Genomic DNA, 16,829 nt, shown 5'->3' on the forward strand with positions numbered 1-16,829 from the left:
GAAAGCGTTTATGCGCGTCTCGTCGAAGCGTGCCCTTTTGAAAATCCAGCGTTCCCGCCCGGATCGCCGCACATGAGCGACTTTGCCGTGCGCGGCTGGTGCCCCAGTGCCTGGCGCCCGATGATGGCGGGCGACGGGCTGATCGTGCGCGTGCGGCCGCGCCTTGGGCGCCTGTCACGCGCGCAGGCGCTGGCGCTCTGCGCGCTGGCCCGCGAATACGGCAGCGGGGCGATCGACCTCAGCCGCCGTGCCAATCTCCAGATCCGGGGTGTGACCGAAGCCGGTTGGGCGGCCCTGCTGGAGCAACTGGTGGCGCTGGAACTGGTGGATGCCCGGCCCGATACCGAAAACCGCCGCAATATCCTCGTCGCGCCGGACTGGACGGCGGGGGACGACACGTTCCGGATCGCCGAGGCGCTGGCCAGTGCGCAGGTTCGCCTGCCGGAACTGCCGGGAAAGATGGGTTTCGCCGTGGACGCCGGAGCCGCGCCGATCCTGGGGGGAAGCCCGGCGGACTTTCGGATCGAACGGGGCGAAGGCGGCTGGCTCATCCTGCGCGCGGATGGCCGGGCGCTGGGGATTCCCGTTGCCGTGGACGAAGCGGTCGGCGCGCTGGTCGAACTGGCGGAATGGTTCGTCGCCTCCGGCGGGATCGCATCCGGCAGGATGGCGCGCCACCGTGCCGAGCTGCCGGGCTGGGCCAGGGGATGGGTCTCTCCCGCATCGCCGCGTCCGGTCATCGGCCCCGGCGCCCATGCCATGGGCCATGCCTGCGGCGCCGCTTTCGGCAGCGTGGAGGCGGCGGCGCTGGCCTCGCTCGTCACACGTTCCGGGGCGGCGGCCTTGCGGATCACCCCGTGGCGGGTGCTTCTTCTGGAAGGCGCGAACCCGCTCCCCGATCCTGTCGGGGATGGCTTTGTCAGCGATCCTACCGATCCGGCCATGCGCGTGGACGCCTGCCCCGGAGCACCGCTGTGCCCGCAGGCGACCGTGGCGACGCGGCCGCTGGCCTTGCGGCTGGCCGCGCACGTTCCGGGCCGCCTTCACGTCTCCGGCTGCGCCAAGGGCTGTGCGCGTTCCGCCCCTGCAAGCGTCACGCTGACCGGGCGAAACGGCCGCTTCGACCTTTCCATCGATGCCGCTGCCGGAGACCCGCCATGCCGGTCCGGCCTCGATCTCCCACAACTGCTCGCCCATTTCGGAGCCGAATGATGCCTCATCTTTATGAAACCGATGGCGCGGCGATCTACCGCCAGTCTTTCGCGACCATCCGTGCCGAGGCCGATCTCCAGCGTTTCACGCGTGAGGAAGAGCGTATCGCGGTGCGCATGATCCATGCCTCGGGCATGGTCGAACTGGCCGCTCATATACGGTTCTCCGCGGGCTTCGCCGAAGCCGCGATCGCGGCTGCAGCGCGCGGGGCTCCGGTGCTCTGCGATGCGCGCATGGTGACGGAAGGCATCACCAGATCGCGCCTTCCCGCCGGCAATCCGGTGATCTGCACGCTGCACGACCCGGCGGTTCCCGATCTGGCGAAAGCCATGTCCAACACGCGCTCGGCCGCGGCGCTCGAACTGTGGCGGCCGCATCTGCAGGGGGCGCTGGTGGCGATCGGCAATGCGCCGACAGCGCTGTTCCATTTGCTGAACATGCTGGAAGACCCCGCCTGTCCGCGCCCGGCGGCGATCATAGGGTGTCCGGTCGGCTTTGTCGGCGCGGTGGAGTCCAAGGCCGCGCTGTGGGAGGCGATGCCGGTGCCCTGCTGCATCGTCGAGGGGCGGCTGGGCGGCAGCGCCATCACCGTGGCCGCGATCAACGCCATCGGGAGCCGCGCGGAATGAAGCCGGGCACCGTTCACGGCGTGGGCCTTGGCCCCGGCGCGCAGGACCTGCTGAGCGTTCGCGCCGACCGTCTGGTGCGCGAGGCAAGGCATGTCGCCTATTTCCGCAAGTCCGGCCGCCCCGGGCAGGCGCGCAGGATCGTCGAGGGGATGCTGCGCGAAGACGTTGTGGAATTCGCGATGGAGTATCCGGTCACGACGGAAATCCCGCTGTCCGACCCGCGCTACAACGCCTGCCTTTCCGAGTTCTACGAATATTGCGCGGGCCATGTCGCGCGGCTGGCCGGTGCGGGCGAGGATGTCGTGGTCCTGTGCGAGGGCGACCCGTTCTTCTACGGCTCGTTCATGCACCTCTACACCCGCCTGTCGGGCTCGGTGCCGACACGAGTGGTCCCCGGGATCACCGGGATGTCCGGCGCGTGGACTGCCAGCGGCGCGCCGATGACCTGGGGAGACGACGTGCTCACCGTGCTGATGGCCACGCTGCCCGAGGACGATCTGGCAAGGCGCATTCGCGATACCGATGCCCTGGTCGTCATGAAGATCGGTCGCAATCTCGACAAGCTGCGGCGCGCGGTGGCCGCCGCCGGGCGCGAGGGAGAGGCCTGGCTGGTGGAACATGCGGCCATGGCGGAGCAACGCGTTACGCCGCTGTGCGAGGCGCAGGCCGTGACGCCCTATTTCTCGATCCTGCTGATCCACGGGCAGGGCCGCCGGCCATGAGCGGCTGGATCGCGATTGCGGGCATCGGTCCGGGTGATGCCGCGCTGGTGACGCCAGAAGTCTCGCAGGCGCTGGCGGAGGCGACCGACATCGTCGGCTATGCCCCATACGTTTCGCGCGTCCCCGCGCGGGCAGGGCTGACGCTTCACGCCAGCGACAACCGGGTGGAGCTGGAGCGCGCCGCCCATGCCCTGGAGATGGCGGCGAGTGGGCGGCGGGTCGTGGTGGTGTCGTCGGGCGATCCGGGGGTGTTCGCAATGGCCTCCGCCGTGTTCGAGGCGCTGGAGGCGGGGCCTGCCGCGCACCGCGCACTCGATATACGGGTGCTGCCGGGGATCACCGCGATGCTGGCGGCCAGCGCCCGGGCGGGCGCCCCGCTGGGCCACGATTTCTGCGCCATCAACCTCTCCGACAATCTCAAGCCCTGGGCATTGATCGAGCGGCGGCTGCGCCTTGCGGCAGAGGCGGACTTTGCGATGGCGTTCTACAATCCCCGGTCGAAGGCACGACCGCACGGATTTGCGCGCGTCCTTGAAGTCCTGCGCGAGACATGCGGAGAGGACCGGCTGATCCTGTTCGCGCGCGCAGTCTCCACGCCGGAGGAGGAAATGCGTGTCGTCACGCTGGGCGAGGCCCGGCCGGAAATGGCGGACATGCGCACGATGGTGATCCTCGGTTCCAGCCGGACCCGGCTGGTCGAGCGGCCGGGAAGGCCGATCCTCTACACGCCGCGGTCGGCGGCATGACCCAGCCAGCGCAGCACCTCGCCGGGGTGGTGAACCGCCTTGCCCCGGGCGGGCGCTGGGCGGTCGATCATGAGCACGGGCACGCCGAGGCGGCGCGCGGCGATGAGCTTGGCCTCCGCCCCGGTGCCCCCGGCATTCTTGCAGACGATCAGGTCGATGGCATGGTCCCGCAGCAGGCGCGTGTCGGCCTCGGCGGTGAAGGGGCCGCGATCGACCACCAGATGATGGTCGGGAAGCGCGGGCGCCTGTTCCGGGCGGTCCACGAAGCGCAGCAGGTAGTGGTGCTGACCCTGCACCGCGAAAGCGTTCACATGCATCCGGCCGAGTGCCAGCATGACCCTGCGCGGCGGCCCGGCAAGCGCCGAAACGGCGGCCTCGATATCCGCCGCATGCTGCCAGCGGTCGCCTCGGGCGGGTTGCCACGGGGGGCGGGTGAGCCGGATGTGCGGCGTTGCAGTGTTCCGGGCGGCGGCCAGCGCGTGCGCGCTCATGGTCGCGGCGAACGGATGCGTGGCATCTACCAGATGGGTGACCCGGTGTTCCCGCAAATAGCGTTCCAGTCCCTCGATGCCGCCGAAACCGCCGATACGCACCGGCACCGGCTGCGCCTTCGGCCGTTCGACGCGCCCCGCATAGCTCAGTGTCGCGGTGAGCCCGCGCTCCGCCAGGGAGGCGACCAGCGCGCTGGCTTCCGTCGTCCCGCCGAGAACCAGGATATGGGAAATGCCGGAAACTCCTGAACAGCCATGGCTTACCATCGTCGGCATGGGTGAGGACGGGCTTTCCGGTCTCTCCGATGCAAGCCGCGAGGCACTGGCCGGTGCCGAACTGGTGACCGGCGCCGCACGCCACCTCGGGCTCCTGCCCGCCTCTACAGGTGAGCGGATGACGTGGCCAGTGCCCTTCGCCGATGGACTGGAACCGCTGCTGGCCCATCGCGGCAGGCGCGTGGTCATGCTGGCATCGGGCGATCCGTTCTGGTTCGGCGCAGGCAGTGTCGTGACCCGGCATCTGCGACGGGACGAATGGACCGCGCATCCCGCACCTTCGGTCTTTGCGCTGGCCGCCTCGCGGCTTGGCTGGCCGATCGAGGGCACGGCCTGCCTCGGCCTTCACGCGGCGCCGCTTGGCCGCCTGCGCCGCCACATCGCACCGGGGCGAAGGGCGCTGGTTTTGGTTCGTGACGGCGCGGCGGCGGTGGCGGTGGCCCGTTATCTCGCTGAACTGGGCTTCGGAGCTTCGGAGCTTTCCGTGCTCGAAGCGCTGGGCGGCCCGCGCGAGCGCATACGCCATTCGGCCGCGGAAGAGCTTGACTTCGCCGATATCGCGCACCCCGCGGCGCTGGGTATCCGTTTTGCCGGAAACGGCGCGGTTCTGCCCTGCGGCACCGGCCTGCCGGACGACTGGTTCGCGCATGACGGACAGATCAGCAAGCGCCCGGTGCGGGCCCTCACGCTTTCGGCGCTGGCGCCGCGTCAGGGCGAGACCCTGTGGGATATCGGCACCGGCTCGGGGTCCATTGCGATAGAGTGGCTGCTTGCGCACCCGGACATGCAGGCCATTGCCTTCGAGAGCGACCCCGCGCGTGCGGCGCGGGCGCGGGCCAATGCGGCGGCGCTGGGGGCCGATCGGCTGTCCGTGGTGGAAGGCCGCGCGCCTGCCGTGCTGGCCGGGCAGGCCGCGCCCGATGCGGTTTTCATCGGCGGCGGGCTCTGTGCGGAGCTTCTGGAATGTCTCTGGACCGTGCTGAGGCCGGGCGCACGTCTCGTCGCCAATGCCGTCACACTGGAATCGGAGGCCTTGCTGGCGCAATGGCACGGGGCGAGGGGGGGCAGTCTCCTGCGGATCGAACTGTCCGAAGCGGCGCCGCTGGGCGCGAAGCGCGGCTGGAGGGCAAGCTATCCGATCGTCCAGTGGAGCGTGGTGCTGTGATCGTGGCTGGTTTCGGATTTCGCGCGGGCGCGAACCTCGTCTCTCTGGAGCGCGCGCTGGAAGGGGCCTGCGCAGGCCTGCCGCCGATTGCGGCGCTGGCCGCCCCTTGCGACAAGGCCCCCCAGCTCAAGGCGCTGGCCGACCGTCTCGGCCTGCCGCTGCTGGCCATCGATGCCGAGCGGCTCCGCGCCGCATCCACGATCACCCGCTCCGCCGCAAGCCTTGCCGCGCGGGGAACCGGCAGCGTGGCCGAAGCTGCCGCGCTTGCCGCCTGCGGTCCGGCCGCGAGGCTGCTCGCCCCCCGCCACGTTTCATCTGACCGCATGGCGACTTGCGCCATCGCCGAGGGAGTTCAACCATGACCGTTCATTTCATCGGAGCCGGTCCCGGCGCGCCCGACCTGTTGACGCTGCGCGGGCGAGATCTGATCGCGGCGAGCCCGGTGTGCCTCTATGCCGGTTCGCTCGTGCCTGCCGCCATCCTCGACCATTGCCCGCCGGGCGCGCGCATCGTGAACACCGCTTCGATGGCGCTGGACGAAATCGTGGCCGCGATCCGCGAAGCCCATGACGCGGGGCAGGACGTGGCGCGGCTCCATTCGGGCGACCTATCGATCTGGTCGGCCATGGGGGAGCAGGTCAGGCGGCTGCGGGCGCTGGGCATTCCGTTCACGGTGACCCCCGGCGTTCCGGCATTCGCGGCGGCGGCGGCAGCGCTGGAGGCCGAATTGACGGTGCCCGCGCTGGCCCAGTCGCTGGTCCTTACCCGCACGCCCGGGCGGGCGAGCGCCATGCCCGAGGCCGAGAGCCTGACACGGTTCGCCGCGACCGGAGCGACGCTGGCGATTCACCTGTCGATCCACAATCTCGGGCAGGTGGTGCGGGATCTGCTCCCCGCTTACGGCACGGATTGCCCGGTCGCCGTGGTGTGGCGGGCAAGCTGGCCGGACGAGCGTGTCGTGCGCGCCAGCCTCGGTTCGGTGGAAGCCGCGGTGGCGGGGAGCATGGAGCGGACGGCGCTGATCCTCGTGGGCAAGGCGCTGGGGCAGGGCGTGTCCGGCGAGAGCAGCCTCTATGCCGCAGGTTACGACCGCCGGTTCCGCCCGCAAACGGCCGAATCCCGGTTCGCCGGGCTGGAAGAGTGACGGCCGCGTGATCGACCTTCATCTCATCGGGATCGGCACCGGCAATCCCGATCACTTGACCTTGGCGGCGGTGAAGGCACTGAACCAGGCGGACCTGATCCTGTTGCCGCGTAAGGGCGAACGCAAGTCGGACCTGCTGGACCTGCGCCGCGCGATCTGCGGTGCCGTGCTGACGCAGCCCGTGCGCATCGCCGAATTCGATCTGCCGGAACGCTCGCCGGTGCCGCCCTACCTTGAGGCGGTGGGAGACTGGCACGGCGCAATCGCCCGCGTCTGGGCCGATCAGATCGGTGCGCATCTGCCGCAGGGCGGCAAGCTGGCGCTGCTGGTCTGGGGAGATCCCTCCCTTTACGACAGCACGCTGCGGATCGCGGGCCTGCTCGCGGAGGGCGGAATGGCCCTGGGCACGCAGGTCGTGCCGGGCATAACCAGCATCCAGGCACTGACGGCGGCGCATTGCATCCCGCTCAACACTCTGGGTTCACCCGTCACGATCACCACCGGACGCCGCCTTCGGGAGGATGGGTGGCCGCAGGGCGCGGAAACGGTCGTGGTCATGCTTGATGGCATGTGCGCTTTTTCCGCGCTGCCGCAAGAGGGCCTGACGATCTGGTGGGGCGCCTATCTCGGCATGGCACATGAAGCGCTGGTCCACGGGCCGCTGGCCACGGCCGGGCCGCAGATCGTCCGGCACCGGGCCGAACTGCGCGCCAGCCATGGCTGGATCATGGACGTCTACCTGCTGCGCCGGGCCGTCAGTTAAGCGAGCCGGGAGCGGGCGCAACCTTGCCGTTCTGGCTCGTCACCAGGTTCTCCCGGGCCTGATACACCCGGCTGTGCGCGGGAACCCCGTGCGTGAGCCAGACATTGCCGCCGATCTCGGAGCCCTTGCCGATCGTCACCCGGCCCAGGATCGTCGCGCCGGCGTAGATCACCACGTCGTCCTCGATGATCGGATGGCGCGGCGTGGCCTTGACCAGCGCACCCGAAGGATCGGCGGGAAAGTTCTTCGCGCCCAGCGTCACGCCCTGATAGATGCGAACGTTGTCGCCGATGATCGCGGTTTCCCCGATGACCACGCCGGTGCCGTGATCGATGAAGAACCCCTGTCCGATCTGTGCGCCGGGGTGAATGTCGATCCCCGTTCGGCTATGCGAGATTTCCGAGAGGATGCGCGCCACCAGCGGTACGCCCAGCAGGTGCAGGGCGTGGGCAAGGCGGTGATGGATGATCGCCAGCAGTCCGGGATAGCAGATCAGCACTTCGTCGAGGCTGCGCGCCGAAGGGTCGCCGCGATAGGCGGCTTCGATATCTATATCGAGCAGGCGCCGGATCGCGGGGAGCTGGCGGGAAAACCCGGCGACCAGTTCCGAGGCATGGCGATCGATCGCGCCCTTGTCCTGCGTGCCGGAGGAATATGTCAGTTCGAGCCGCAACTGGGCCTGAAGCCGGCTCAGCGCGATCTGCAGGGACTGAGTTACGAAGGTGTCCTCGTTGTGCAGGCGGACGAAATCGGGGCCGAGCCTGAGCGGGAACAGCGCGCCGCAAAGTTCGTCGGCCACTTTTGCAAGGCGCACGCGGGAAGGGAAGCTCTCCACCCCATATTCCGAATGCTGGGTATTGGTGGTGCGCCAGTGATGCCGGATCTCCGCGAGTTCGCGGACAATGCTGCCGACATCCCAGAAGTCGTCCTCCCCGGCGTTCGCGCTGATATGTTCCGGCTCGCTGCTCATGACGTTCATATTCCCGGCCAATTACCGTGCTTCCCTCGAAAGAAACGGCGATGCCCCTGCCGCTTTCCGGTGCGGGGCTGGCGACCCCGTCCGAGGGAATCCCACGGGGCCGATCGGTCCACTCCGCCTCAGCGCAGCACTTCGCCCTCGATCGTGATGCGATGCATTTCGCGGCGGTGGCCGTGATAATCGTTGTAGGCGTAATGCCAGGTCGCGCGGTTGTCCCAGAAGGCGATCGAGCCGTCCCGCCAGTGGAAATCCTCCTGGAATTCCGGCTTCACGCAGTGTGCGTAGATCTCCTGGAGCAACTCCTGGGAAGCGTCTTCGGAAAGGCCCTGGATGCGCACCGTGAAACTGGGGTTCACGTAGATCGCGCGCTTGCCGCTGAGCGGATGGGTTATCACCATCGGATGAACCGGATCGTCCAGCACGTCGGCCGCGCCGGAGTTGCCGATGCGGCCGTCCTGTCGGGTATCCTGCGCGGCTTCGTAGACCCCGGCCTTGCTGCCGAAGACATGGCGCGCCGAATGGACGGCGCTGCGGCCTTCGATCCGGGCGCGCAGGGCTTCGGGCAGGCCGTCATAGGCGGCATACATCGAGGCGAAGGCCGTCGCGCCGCCTTGCGCGGGCAGTTCGCGGGCGACAAGGATCGATCCAAGCGCGGGCTCGAAATCGTAGGAATGGTCCGTATGCCAGCCGCCGCCGATATTGTGCTGCTGATCCGGTTCCTTCACGACGAGCGCGATCTCGGGATAGCCCGGGTGCGCGGCGAAGAAGCGGTTGATGTTGATCTCCCCCCAGTTCCGGGCGAAGGCGATGTGCTGTTCCTCGCTGATGGACTGATCGCGGAAGAACACCACCCCATGCTCCGCGAAGGCGGCGCGAATGGCGGCAAGATCACCGGTTGCGAAGGGCCGGGACAAGTCGATGCCCAGGATTTCGGCACCGACGCGCCCGTGCTTGCGGATTTCGAGAGTCATGCCGAAACCTTTTCTTGGCCGGATTTCCGGATGGATCGGTGCAAACCGGTGTCGTGAAAACTCATCCTTCGTATCGCCCCTGAGTTATGGGGAACACGAAGCCTGGCGTTGTCGCCCCGAGCATCGCGCGCTTTAGCTGTTGGTTACGCGGAGCAAGCTGCTTCCCGGTCAAAAGCCGCGGACTGGAAAATACTGCGGAAGAGCGAGCCAGGTTCCCCTCGCCTTCATTCTCAACCTATTTAATTGACATTAAGGCGTCAAGCGACCGGGGTCAGCCGACCGGGCTTTCCTGCGAAAACTATTCTTTGCTTGCGCCAAGCCTGCCTTGGAGCGTCGCAGATGATGCAGCGAGGCAACCCGCAAATCGAATCCAGCAAATCGATTTATCCGCAGGGCGATATCCATAGCATCGATTTGTATACGGACGCGCGGCACGGGACTATCCTGACTGGACGGTCGTTCTCTTCCAGACGGCAGGCGGGTCTACAGAGACTGCCGGGAGGAGAAAAATACAGGCCGCTCAATAACATCCAGGCGAACCTGGAGTTGGGAAGGAGTTTGACGAGTGGAAGAAGGTTTCGAAGTCGATTCGGGCGACAAGGCCATCATCATCCTGCAGAGCCTGATCTGCTACCTGCGCGAGAAGAACGTGCTCAGCCGGGCGGACATCCAGGAACTGCGCGATCGCGTCGATGCGCGCATCCTTGCGGTTGAAGGTGCCGCCGCGGAAAAGGCGATGCCGTGCAATTCGGCCGCTGCCGTGGCCGCCGCGCGCGAAATGGCAAGCCTCGATGAATATTGCGGCAAGCGCTACGGCGGGAAGCACCGCAAGGCGCACTGAAACGGGTCCTGGGCATGGGCCGCACGGGGCGGCCTTGCCTGTCTGAAAACAGGCTGCCGGCCTGTTTCCGAGATTGCCTGTTCGCTATATTGCTTGCAGCGCGGCGACGATCATCCGCGCGGAGTGTTCTGCCGTGCGTTCGGCGCTCAACCTCGGCAGCGACATGCTGCGATGACCGAGCCCGAAAAGGCAGCCCAGCATCATCTCGACGGCGCCTTCCAGTTCCTCGCCCGTCAGATTCCGGTTCGCGGCGCACGCGAATTCGCGAAGATAATCCCGAAATTGCTCGCACATGGAACCGATCGTGCGTCCCACTCGTTCGTTGCGGAAGCCTTCGGCAAGGATGTCGAAGGACAATGCCTCGTGCCCTTCGTCAATGACTTGCAGGAACAGTTCCCGGAAGGTTTCCAGGACAGTCAGTTCGCCCTGATCAAGACGTCGACGCAGATCATCAAGTTCGGTAAGCTTTTCATCGAAATCGGCAATTACGATCGCCTCGATAATCTCTTCCTTGCTTTTGAAGGAGCGATAGATCAGCCCGACCGACATCTCCGCAGCAGCAGCCAGTTCCGACATCGACGTCTGGTGGAAACCGTTCGTTGCGAACAGTTCCCGCGCTGCGTTTCGGATCCGATCCCTGCTGGGTACTTTTTGCTGCACTGCACCCATTTTTCGTTCTCGTACGTATTTTTCGCTTGTATTCTCCATGGCCGATTTCTAGTGGCGATGCAATGTGAATGATCGTTCACTCTCAAATTGCCCCCCAACGATCGCAACGGATGAACCAATGCAAAAGGCGATGATTATCGGGTTTCTGGCGTGCGCCTCGGCGCTTGCGCTGAGTGCATGTGGAGAGCAGCAGCCGTCTGCGCCGCCTCCGCCCGAAGTCGGTGTCGTGACGCTCACGACCGAATCAGCAGCGCTGACGAATGAACTCCCCGGCCGTATTACCGCGCTGGAAACGGCGGATGTCCGGCCCCAGATCACCGGTGTAATCCGGCGCCGGCTGTTCACCGAGGGCAGCAACGTGCAGGCCGGCCAGCTTCTCTACGAGATCGAGGACGCGCCTTACCGTGCGGCCGTGGCGCAGGCGCAGGGCTCGCTGGCCACCGCCAATGCGACGATCCGCTCCACCGCGCTCCAGGCCCAGCGCTACAAGGACCTGATCGCGATCAACGCGGTCAGCCGGCAGCAATACGATGATGCCGCCGCCGCCGCGCAGCAGGCGCGGGCCAATGTTGCGGCGCAGCAAGGTGCGCTCCAGGCCGCGCAGGTGAACCAGAACTTCACGCGCATCCGCGCGCCGATCTCGGGCCGTATCGGCCGTTCGCTGTTCACGCCGGGCGCGCTCGTTTCGGCCGCGCAGGCGGACGCTCTGGCGACGATCCAGCGTACCGACAGCGTCTATGTCGACGTGACCCAGTCGGCCGCCCAGATCATCGACCTCAAGCAGGCGATGGCCGCCGGGGGTGTCAGCGAAGCCGACGGCGCCCGCGTCCAGCTCATCCTGCCGAACGGTTCGGTCTACCCGATCGAAGGCCGCCTCCAGTTTGCCGACGTCACCGTGGACCAGAGCTCCGGCTCCGTGATCCTGCGCGCGACCTTCCCGAACCCCAACGGCCTGCTGCTGCCGGGCATGTATGTCCGCGCCAAGCTGGTCGAGGGCCTGCGCAGCAATGTCATCCTCGCACCCCAGCAGGGCGTCACGCGCGATCCGCGCGGCCGGGCTACCGCGATGGTCGTGGGCAAGGACAACAAGGTCGAGCAGCGCCAGATCGAAACCGATCGCGCCGTCGGCGACAAGTGGATCGTCACCAAGGGCCTCAACGTCGGCGACAGGCTGATCGTCGAGGGTCTCGTAAACCTGCGGCCGGGCACGGTCGTCAAGGCGGGCATGCCGCAGCAGATCACGACCGCGGGCGGGGCGAAGTAACCCATGTCCCGGTATTTCATCGACAGACCCATCTTCGCATGGGTCATCGCCATCGTCATGATGCTTGCGGGCGTCCTGGCGATCCGTTCGCTCGCCGTGGCCCAGTTCCCCGAGATCGCGGCCCCCGCCGTCCAGATCTCCACCAGCTATCCCGGTGCGAATGCCGAGACGCTGGAAAGCACGACGACCCAGGTCATCGAGCAACAGCTTAAGGGCATCGACCACCTTCGCTATTTCTCGTCATCGAGCGATGGCGCCGGCAACCTTACCGTGACCCTGACCTTCGAGCAGGGCACCGATCCCGACATCGCGCAGGTCCAGGTCCAGAACAAGCTCACGCAGGCCACGCCGCTGCTGCCGCAGGAAGTGCAGTTGCAGGGCCTTCGCGTGACCAAGTCCACCGCGACCTTCCTGATGGTCATGGCCGTCTATGCTGATGACGGCATTCACGACCAGGAGGACGCGGGCGATTTCGTTGCGAGTTCGCTGCAGGACCCGATCAGCCGCGTCAACGGCGTGGGCGACACGCAGCTTCTGGGTGCGCAATATTCCATGCGCGTCTGGCTTGACCCGTACAAGATGGCCAACCTCGGCGTCACGACTTCGGACGTGACCTCGGCGATCCAGGCGCAGAACGCGCAGGTTTCGGCGGGCCAGATCGGCGGTACGCCTTCGCCCAAGGGGCAGGCGCTCAACGCCACGATCACCGCGCAGTCCCGCCTGCGCACGGCCGAGCAGTTCCGCCAGATCATGCTCCGCAACAACACCGACGGTTCCGTCGTCCACCTGTCCGACGTCGCGCGCGTCGAGATGGGCGCGGAAAACTACAGCTTCGGCGCCAAGCTCAACGGCTATCCGGCTGCCGGTTTCGGCATCAAGCTGGCACCGGGCGCGAATGCGCTCGACACCGTCGAAGCCGTGAAAACCCAGATCGACCAGCTCTCCAAGAACTTCCCGAGCTGGGTGAAGTACAAGTTCCCGGTCGACAATTCGACCTTCGTGAAGCTCTCGGTGGAGCAGGTGATCCACACGCTCGTGGAAGCCGTGGTGCTCGTCTTCATCGTCATGTTCCTGTTCCTCCAGAACTGGCGCGCGACGCTGATCCCGACCATCGCCGTTCCCGTCGTGTTGCTGGGCTCGCTCGCGATCCTGCAACTGGCCGGCTTCACCATCAACACGCTAACCCTGTTCGGCATGGTGCTGGCGATCGGCCTGCTGGTCGATGACGCCATCGTCGTGGTCGAGAACGTCGAACGTCTCATCCAGGACGAAGGGCTGAGCCCCAAGGAAGCGGCCCGCCGCTCGATGGACGAGATCAGCGGCGCGCTGGTCGGCATCGGCCTCGTGCTTTCGGCGGTGTTCCTGCCGATGGCGTTCTTCGGCGGTTCCACCGGCGTCATCTTCCGCCAGTTCTCGATCACCATCGTCTCATCGATGGTGCTCTCGGTGATCGTGGCGCTCGTCCTTACGCCGGCGCTCTGCGCCACGATCCTCAAGCCCAGCTCACACGGCCACGGCCACGGCGAAGGCAAGCGGACCGGTATCGCGGGCATGTTCAACCGCTTCTTCGACTGGTTCAACCGGACCTTCGATCGCGGCGTCGAGCGCTACGGCAAGGCGGTGGACAAGGTCGAACACCGCTGGGGCCGGACCATGCTGGTCTACGCCGCCATCGTGGTGGGCATGGGCCTTATCTTCCTGCGTCTTCCCGGCGGCTTCCTGCCGGACGAGGACCAGGGCATCCTGATGAACCAGGTGTCGCTGCCCGCCGGTACGACGATGGAGGAGACCGAGCGCACGCTGGCGCGTGTCCGCGATCACTACCTCAAGGACGAAAAGGCCAACGTGGCCGACGTCTTCACGATTTCCGGCTTCGGTTTCGTGGGGCAGGGCCAGAACGTGGGCCTCGCCTTCGTGCGCATGAAGGACTGGTCGGAGCGCAAGGGCGCGGAGAACACCGTGATGGCGGTGGCCCAGCGTGCCAACATGGCGTTCCAGAAGATCACGTCTGGCATGGTGATCGCCTTCGCGCCGCCCGCCGTCCAGGAACTGGGCAATGCGACCGGGTTCGAGTTCCAGCTCGTCGATCGCGGGGGCCTCGGCCACCAGAAGTTGCTGGAGGCGCGCAATCAGTTCCTCGGCATGGCCGCGGGTGACAAGCGCCTGGCGCAAGTCCGTCCCAACGGACTGGAAGATACGCCGCAGATCAAGCTGGACGTCGATCAGGCGGCTGCCGGTGCCCTTGGCATCGCGCAGGCGGACATCAACTCGACCATCAGCACCGCCATGGGCAGCAGCTACGTCAATGACTTCATTGACCGCGACCGTGTGAAGAAGGTGTTCGTGCAGGCCGACCAGCCGTTCCGCACGACGCCCGAATCGATCGGTGCGTTCCATGTGCGTGGCAGTTCGGGCGTGATGGCACCGATCTCCTCCTTCGCGACCACCGAGTGGATCTACGGTCCGGCCAAGCTGGAACGCTTCAACGGCGTGTCCTCGATGCAGATCATGGGTGCTCCGGCTCCCGGCGTCTCCACCGGCGATGCGATGAAGGTCGTGGAACAGCTTGCCACCAAGCTGCCGGCCGGTGTCGGCCTCGAATGGAGCGGTATCTCCTACGAGGAAAACACCTCGGGCGGTCAGGCTCCGGCGCTTTACGCACTGTCCATGCTGATCGTGTTCCTCTGCCTTGCCGCGCTTTACGAAAGCTGGTCGGTGCCGATCGCGGTCATGTTCGTCGTGCCGCTGGGCGTGCTCGGCGCGGTGATCGCGGCGACGCTCGTGGGGCTCAACAACGACATCTACCTTCAGGTAGGTCTCATCACGACCATCGGCGTCTCGGCCAAGAACGCGATCCTCATCGTCGAATTCGCCGAGGAGAAGATGCGGGACGGCCTCTCACCCGTGGCCGCGGCCCTGGAAGCGGGCAAACTGCGCCTGCGTCCGATCCTGATGACCAGCTTCGCGTTCATCTTCGGCGTGTTGCCGCTGGCGGTTTCGACCGGGGCGGGCGCGGGCGGCCAGAACGCGATCGGCTGGGCTGTCGTGGGCGGCATGCTCTCGGCCACCATCCTGGCCATCTTCTTCGTTCCCGTCTTCTTCACCGTCGTGAAGCGCGTGTTCCGTGAACATCACGGAAAGGACGGGGCACCTGTCGACGGCGAGGCTTCGGCCGCGCCTCAGGAGGCATGAAAATGCGAAACGTGAAAGCGCTTACGGCCACGTCGCTGGCGCTGGCGCTGGCGGCCTGCAACATGGCCCCCAAGTATGTCCGTCCCGACCTGCCGGTTCCGGCGACCAGCCCGCAAGGGTTGGCCGCGCCGGACGGGCAGGGGGCGCAGGCGGTATCGGCCGATACCGCCTGGAAGGACTTCTTCACCGATCCGCGCCTGGCGCGGGTCATCCAGACCTCGCTGGACAACAACCGCGATCTGCGGATTGCCGTTGCCAACGTCGAACAGGCCCGTGCCCAGTACCGCGTGCAGCGTGCAGATATTCTGCCCACGCTCGCGGGGAGCGGCAGCGCGACCTACCAGGACCAGCCCTTTGCCCAGCAGGCTGCGGGCGGTGCCGGCGGCATATCCGGGCGGACCGATATCTACACCGCCTCGGTCGGGGTTTCGGCCTGGGAAATCGACCTGTTCGGCCGCGTGCGCAATCTCACCAAGGCGGCGCAGGAAAGCTACTTTGCCTCGGTCGAGAACCGTAACGCCGCGCAGACCGCGCTCATCGCCGAAACGGCAACGGCGTGGCTGACGATGGCGGCCGATCAGGAAAAGCTCCAGATCGCCCGCAATCTCGAAAAGGCGTTCGGCCAGACGTTCGACCTGACCAAGGCGCGCTTCGCCAAGGGGATCGCCTCGGAACTGGAAGTGCGACAGGCGCAGACCAGCTACGATCAGGCCCGTTCCGATATCGCCCAGGCCACGACGCTGGTGGCGCAGGACAGGAACGCTCTGGAACTGCTGGCGGGAACCAGCCTTTCGGCAGAAGATTTGCCGACCGCGCTGCCGGAAAGCGACGTCACGCTGGCCAACCTGCCGGCGGACCTGCCCTCCAGCCTGCTGCTGCGCCGTCCCGACATTGCCGCGGCGGAGCATCAGCTTATCGGTGCGAACGCCAATATCGGCGCCGCCCGCGCGGCGTTCTTCCCGAAGATCTCGCTGACCGCCGCATTCGGCACGATGAGCCTCGGCCTGTCGAACCTGTTCAAGTCGGGCAGCGACTACTGGTCGGTGGCACCTTCGGCGAGCCTGCCGATCTTCGACTTCGGCAGGAACCAGGGCAACCTGCGCTATGCCCGCGCGACGTATGATGCCATGGTGGCGACTTACGAGAAGAGCGTGCAGACCGGCTTCAAGGAAGTCGCCGATGCGCTTGCCCGGCGCGCGACGATGACCAACCAGCTCGAAGCCCAGACCTCGCTGCGCGATTCCGCGCGGGTCAGCTATCGCCTCTCGGACGCGCGGTTCCGCGCGGGCGTGGACGATTTCCTGACCACGCTGGATTCGCAGCGCACGCTCTACAGCGCCGAACAGACCCTGGTGACGACGCGGCTGACCCGCGCCAGCAACATGGTCGAGATCTATCGCGCCATCGGCGGCGGCCTCAAGTAGAGCCGGCCGGCTGCCTGAGGAAGCCAGGAGGTTCGGATGACCTGTCCCCCCGGGTCATCCGTTCCGCAGCGATTGTCCTCGTCACGCCACCGATGTGCCGGACATGTCGCGCGGACCGGGTTGGGATTGCCCAACCCGGACATCCGTCCTGACGGGGATTCCTGAAGGAACCGCGCGTCGACTTTATCGTCAAGGCAGGCGGTCTGCAGCGGTCTCGCCAGAGGGCGGAAACGGGCTGTGGAAAAAGATCGAAAAAGTTTTTCGCAGGGCGATTGTCCCTCTTGTCATGCCGGAAAAGCCGATCTAAAGGGCTGCCTCCCAAGCGGAACACGGCCTTCAAA

Annotated in this window: 16 protein-coding genes; 12 read left to right on the top strand and 4 right to left on the bottom strand. The window is 66.5% G+C overall.

The annotated features are described in order from the left end of the window. The first annotated feature begins 72 nt into the window (after positions 1-72). From ACLIMP_RS19325 to cobJ, 4 genes are read left to right on the top strand one after another with little or no spacing between them, the layout of a single operon-like run. Positions 73-1,212 (top strand): ferredoxin-like domain-containing protein, encoded by a 1,140-nt coding sequence (locus ACLIMP_RS19325; protein ID WP_054441856.1) that lies wholly within the window; start codon positions 73-75, stop codon positions 1,210-1,212. Beyond that, entirely contained in the window at positions 1,212-1,841 is a 630-nt protein-coding gene (locus ACLIMP_RS19330) for a precorrin-8X methylmutase (protein ID WP_054441974.1), read from the top strand. Before ACLIMP_RS19325 ends, ACLIMP_RS19330 begins: the two co-directional genes overlap by 1 nt. Further along, the gene (locus ACLIMP_RS19335; RefSeq protein WP_132468867.1) at positions 1,838-2,563 is read left to right on the top strand and encodes a precorrin-2 C(20)-methyltransferase; all 726 of its coding nucleotides are present in this window, start codon (positions 1,838-1,840) and stop codon (positions 2,561-2,563) included. The genes ACLIMP_RS19330 and ACLIMP_RS19335 overlap by 4 nt, the downstream gene beginning before the upstream one ends. Beyond that, positions 2,560-3,309: a precorrin-3B C(17)-methyltransferase gene (gene cobJ / locus ACLIMP_RS19340; protein ID WP_132468866.1), complete on the top strand. Its 750-nt coding sequence runs from the start codon at positions 2,560-2,562 to the stop codon at positions 3,307-3,309. The genes ACLIMP_RS19335 and cobJ overlap by 4 nt, the downstream gene beginning before the upstream one ends. Here cobJ and ACLIMP_RS19345 read toward each other — a convergent pair. Continuing rightward, the gene (locus ACLIMP_RS19345) at positions 3,285-4,034 is read right to left on the bottom strand and encodes a cobalt-precorrin-6A reductase (RefSeq protein WP_132468923.1); all 750 of its coding nucleotides are present in this window, start codon (positions 4,032-4,034) and stop codon (positions 3,285-3,287) included. The two genes, cobJ and ACLIMP_RS19345, sit on opposite strands and share 25 nt — an antisense overlap. Between ACLIMP_RS19345 and cbiE the strand changes: the two genes are divergently transcribed. From cbiE to cobF, 4 genes are read left to right on the top strand one after another with little or no spacing between them, the layout of a single operon-like run. Then, the gene (gene cbiE, locus ACLIMP_RS19350; RefSeq protein ID WP_132468865.1) at positions 4,033-5,241 is read left to right on the top strand and encodes a precorrin-6y C5,15-methyltransferase (decarboxylating) subunit CbiE; all 1,209 of its coding nucleotides are present in this window, start codon (positions 4,033-4,035) and stop codon (positions 5,239-5,241) included. The two genes, ACLIMP_RS19345 and cbiE, sit on opposite strands and share 2 nt — an antisense overlap. Beyond that, a complete protein-coding gene (locus ACLIMP_RS19355) occupies positions 5,238-5,603 on the top strand; it encodes a cobalamin biosynthesis protein (protein WP_054441858.1) in 366 nt (121 codons plus the stop codon). The genes cbiE and ACLIMP_RS19355 overlap by 4 nt, the downstream gene beginning before the upstream one ends. After that, positions 5,600-6,385: a precorrin-4 C(11)-methyltransferase gene (gene cobM, locus ACLIMP_RS19360; protein ID WP_054441859.1), complete on the top strand. Its 786-nt coding sequence runs from the start codon at positions 5,600-5,602 to the stop codon at positions 6,383-6,385. The genes ACLIMP_RS19355 and cobM overlap by 4 nt, the downstream gene beginning before the upstream one ends. A 7-nt stretch (positions 6,386-6,392) precedes the next feature. Continuing rightward, positions 6,393-7,148, top strand: coding sequence for a precorrin-6A synthase (deacetylating) (gene cobF / locus ACLIMP_RS19365; RefSeq protein ID WP_443478907.1), 756 nt, complete (start codon positions 6,393-6,395; stop codon positions 7,146-7,148). Here cobF and epsC read toward each other — a convergent pair. Continuing rightward, entirely contained in the window at positions 7,141-8,118 is a 978-nt protein-coding gene (epsC, locus tag ACLIMP_RS19370) for a serine O-acetyltransferase EpsC (RefSeq protein WP_054441975.1), read from the bottom strand. The two genes, cobF and epsC, sit on opposite strands and share 8 nt — an antisense overlap. Positions 8,119-8,246: 128 nt before the next feature. Further along, positions 8,247-9,098, bottom strand: a complete 852-nt coding sequence (locus ACLIMP_RS19375) for a TauD/TfdA dioxygenase family protein (RefSeq protein WP_054441861.1) — start codon at positions 9,096-9,098, stop codon at positions 8,247-8,249. Between the two features lie 565 nt (positions 9,099-9,663). On the opposite strand from ACLIMP_RS19375, the gene ACLIMP_RS19380 reads away from it, so the two are divergent. After that, entirely contained in the window at positions 9,664-9,939 is a 276-nt protein-coding gene (locus ACLIMP_RS19380) for a hypothetical protein (RefSeq protein WP_054441862.1), read from the top strand. An 84-nt stretch (positions 9,940-10,023) separates the two neighbouring features. Here the strand turns inward: ACLIMP_RS19380 and ACLIMP_RS19385 are convergent, their stop codons facing one another. Beyond that, positions 10,024-10,608: a TetR/AcrR family transcriptional regulator gene (locus ACLIMP_RS19385; protein ID WP_324699548.1), complete on the bottom strand. Its 585-nt coding sequence runs from the start codon at positions 10,606-10,608 to the stop codon at positions 10,024-10,026. A gap of 118 nt (positions 10,609-10,726) precedes the next feature. On the opposite strand from ACLIMP_RS19385, the gene ACLIMP_RS19390 reads away from it, so the two are divergent. Genes ACLIMP_RS19390 through ACLIMP_RS19400 form a run of 3 tightly spaced genes read left to right on the top strand, consistent with a single transcriptional unit; the run spans position 10,727 to position 16,488 of the window. Then, complete coding sequence (locus tag ACLIMP_RS19390; protein ID WP_054441864.1) at positions 10,727-11,872, top strand: efflux RND transporter periplasmic adaptor subunit; 1,146 nt, start codon at positions 10,727-10,729, stop codon at positions 11,870-11,872. A 3-nt stretch (positions 11,873-11,875) separates the two neighbouring features. Then, the gene (locus ACLIMP_RS19395) at positions 11,876-15,064 is read left to right on the top strand and encodes an efflux RND transporter permease subunit (protein WP_443478835.1); all 3,189 of its coding nucleotides are present in this window, start codon (positions 11,876-11,878) and stop codon (positions 15,062-15,064) included. Between the two features lie 2 nt (positions 15,065-15,066). Beyond that, positions 15,067-16,488 (top strand): efflux transporter outer membrane subunit, encoded by a 1,422-nt coding sequence (locus tag ACLIMP_RS19400; RefSeq protein WP_443478836.1) that lies wholly within the window; start codon positions 15,067-15,069, stop codon positions 16,486-16,488. The last annotated feature ends 341 nt before the right edge of the window (positions 16,489-16,829 follow it).

It is taken from the genome of Novosphingobium aeonii, from assembly GCF_052279045.1.
Lineage (GTDB): Bacteria > Pseudomonadota > Alphaproteobacteria > Sphingomonadales > Sphingomonadaceae > Novosphingobium.

Bases quoted from the DNA above. Each gene is read 5' to 3' on its own strand.
- epsC (WP_054441975.1), bottom strand. From the start codon at position 8,118: ATGAGCAGCGAGCCGGAACATATCAGCGCGAACGCCGGGGAGGACGAC.
- ACLIMP_RS19335 (WP_132468867.1), top strand. From the start codon at position 1,838: ATGAAGCCGGGCACCGTTCACGGCGTGGGCCTTGGCCCCGGCGCGCAG.
- cobJ (WP_132468866.1), top strand. From the start codon at position 2,560: ATGAGCGGCTGGATCGCGATTGCGGGCATCGGTCCGGGTGATGCCGCG.
- ACLIMP_RS19390 (WP_054441864.1), top strand. From the start codon at position 10,727: ATGCAAAAGGCGATGATTATCGGGTTTCTGGCGTGCGCCTCGGCGCTT.
- ACLIMP_RS19385 (WP_324699548.1), bottom strand. From the start codon at position 10,608: ATGGGTGCAGTGCAGCAAAAAGTACCCAGCAGGGATCGGATCCGAAAC.
- ACLIMP_RS19330 (WP_054441974.1), top strand. From the start codon at position 1,212: ATGCCTCATCTTTATGAAACCGATGGCGCGGCGATCTACCGCCAGTCT.
- ACLIMP_RS19375 (WP_054441861.1), bottom strand. From the start codon at position 9,098: ATGACTCTCGAAATCCGCAAGCACGGGCGCGTCGGTGCCGAAATCCTG.
- cbiE (WP_132468865.1), top strand. From the start codon at position 4,033: ATGCCGGAAACTCCTGAACAGCCATGGCTTACCATCGTCGGCATGGGT.
- ACLIMP_RS19400 (WP_443478836.1), top strand. From the start codon at position 15,067: ATGCGAAACGTGAAAGCGCTTACGGCCACGTCGCTGGCGCTGGCGCTG.
- ACLIMP_RS19395 (WP_443478835.1), top strand. From the start codon at position 11,876: ATGTCCCGGTATTTCATCGACAGACCCATCTTCGCATGGGTCATCGCC.
- cobM (WP_054441859.1), top strand. From the start codon at position 5,600: ATGACCGTTCATTTCATCGGAGCCGGTCCCGGCGCGCCCGACCTGTTG.
- ACLIMP_RS19325 (WP_054441856.1), top strand. From the start codon at position 73: ATGAGCGACTTTGCCGTGCGCGGCTGGTGCCCCAGTGCCTGGCGCCCG.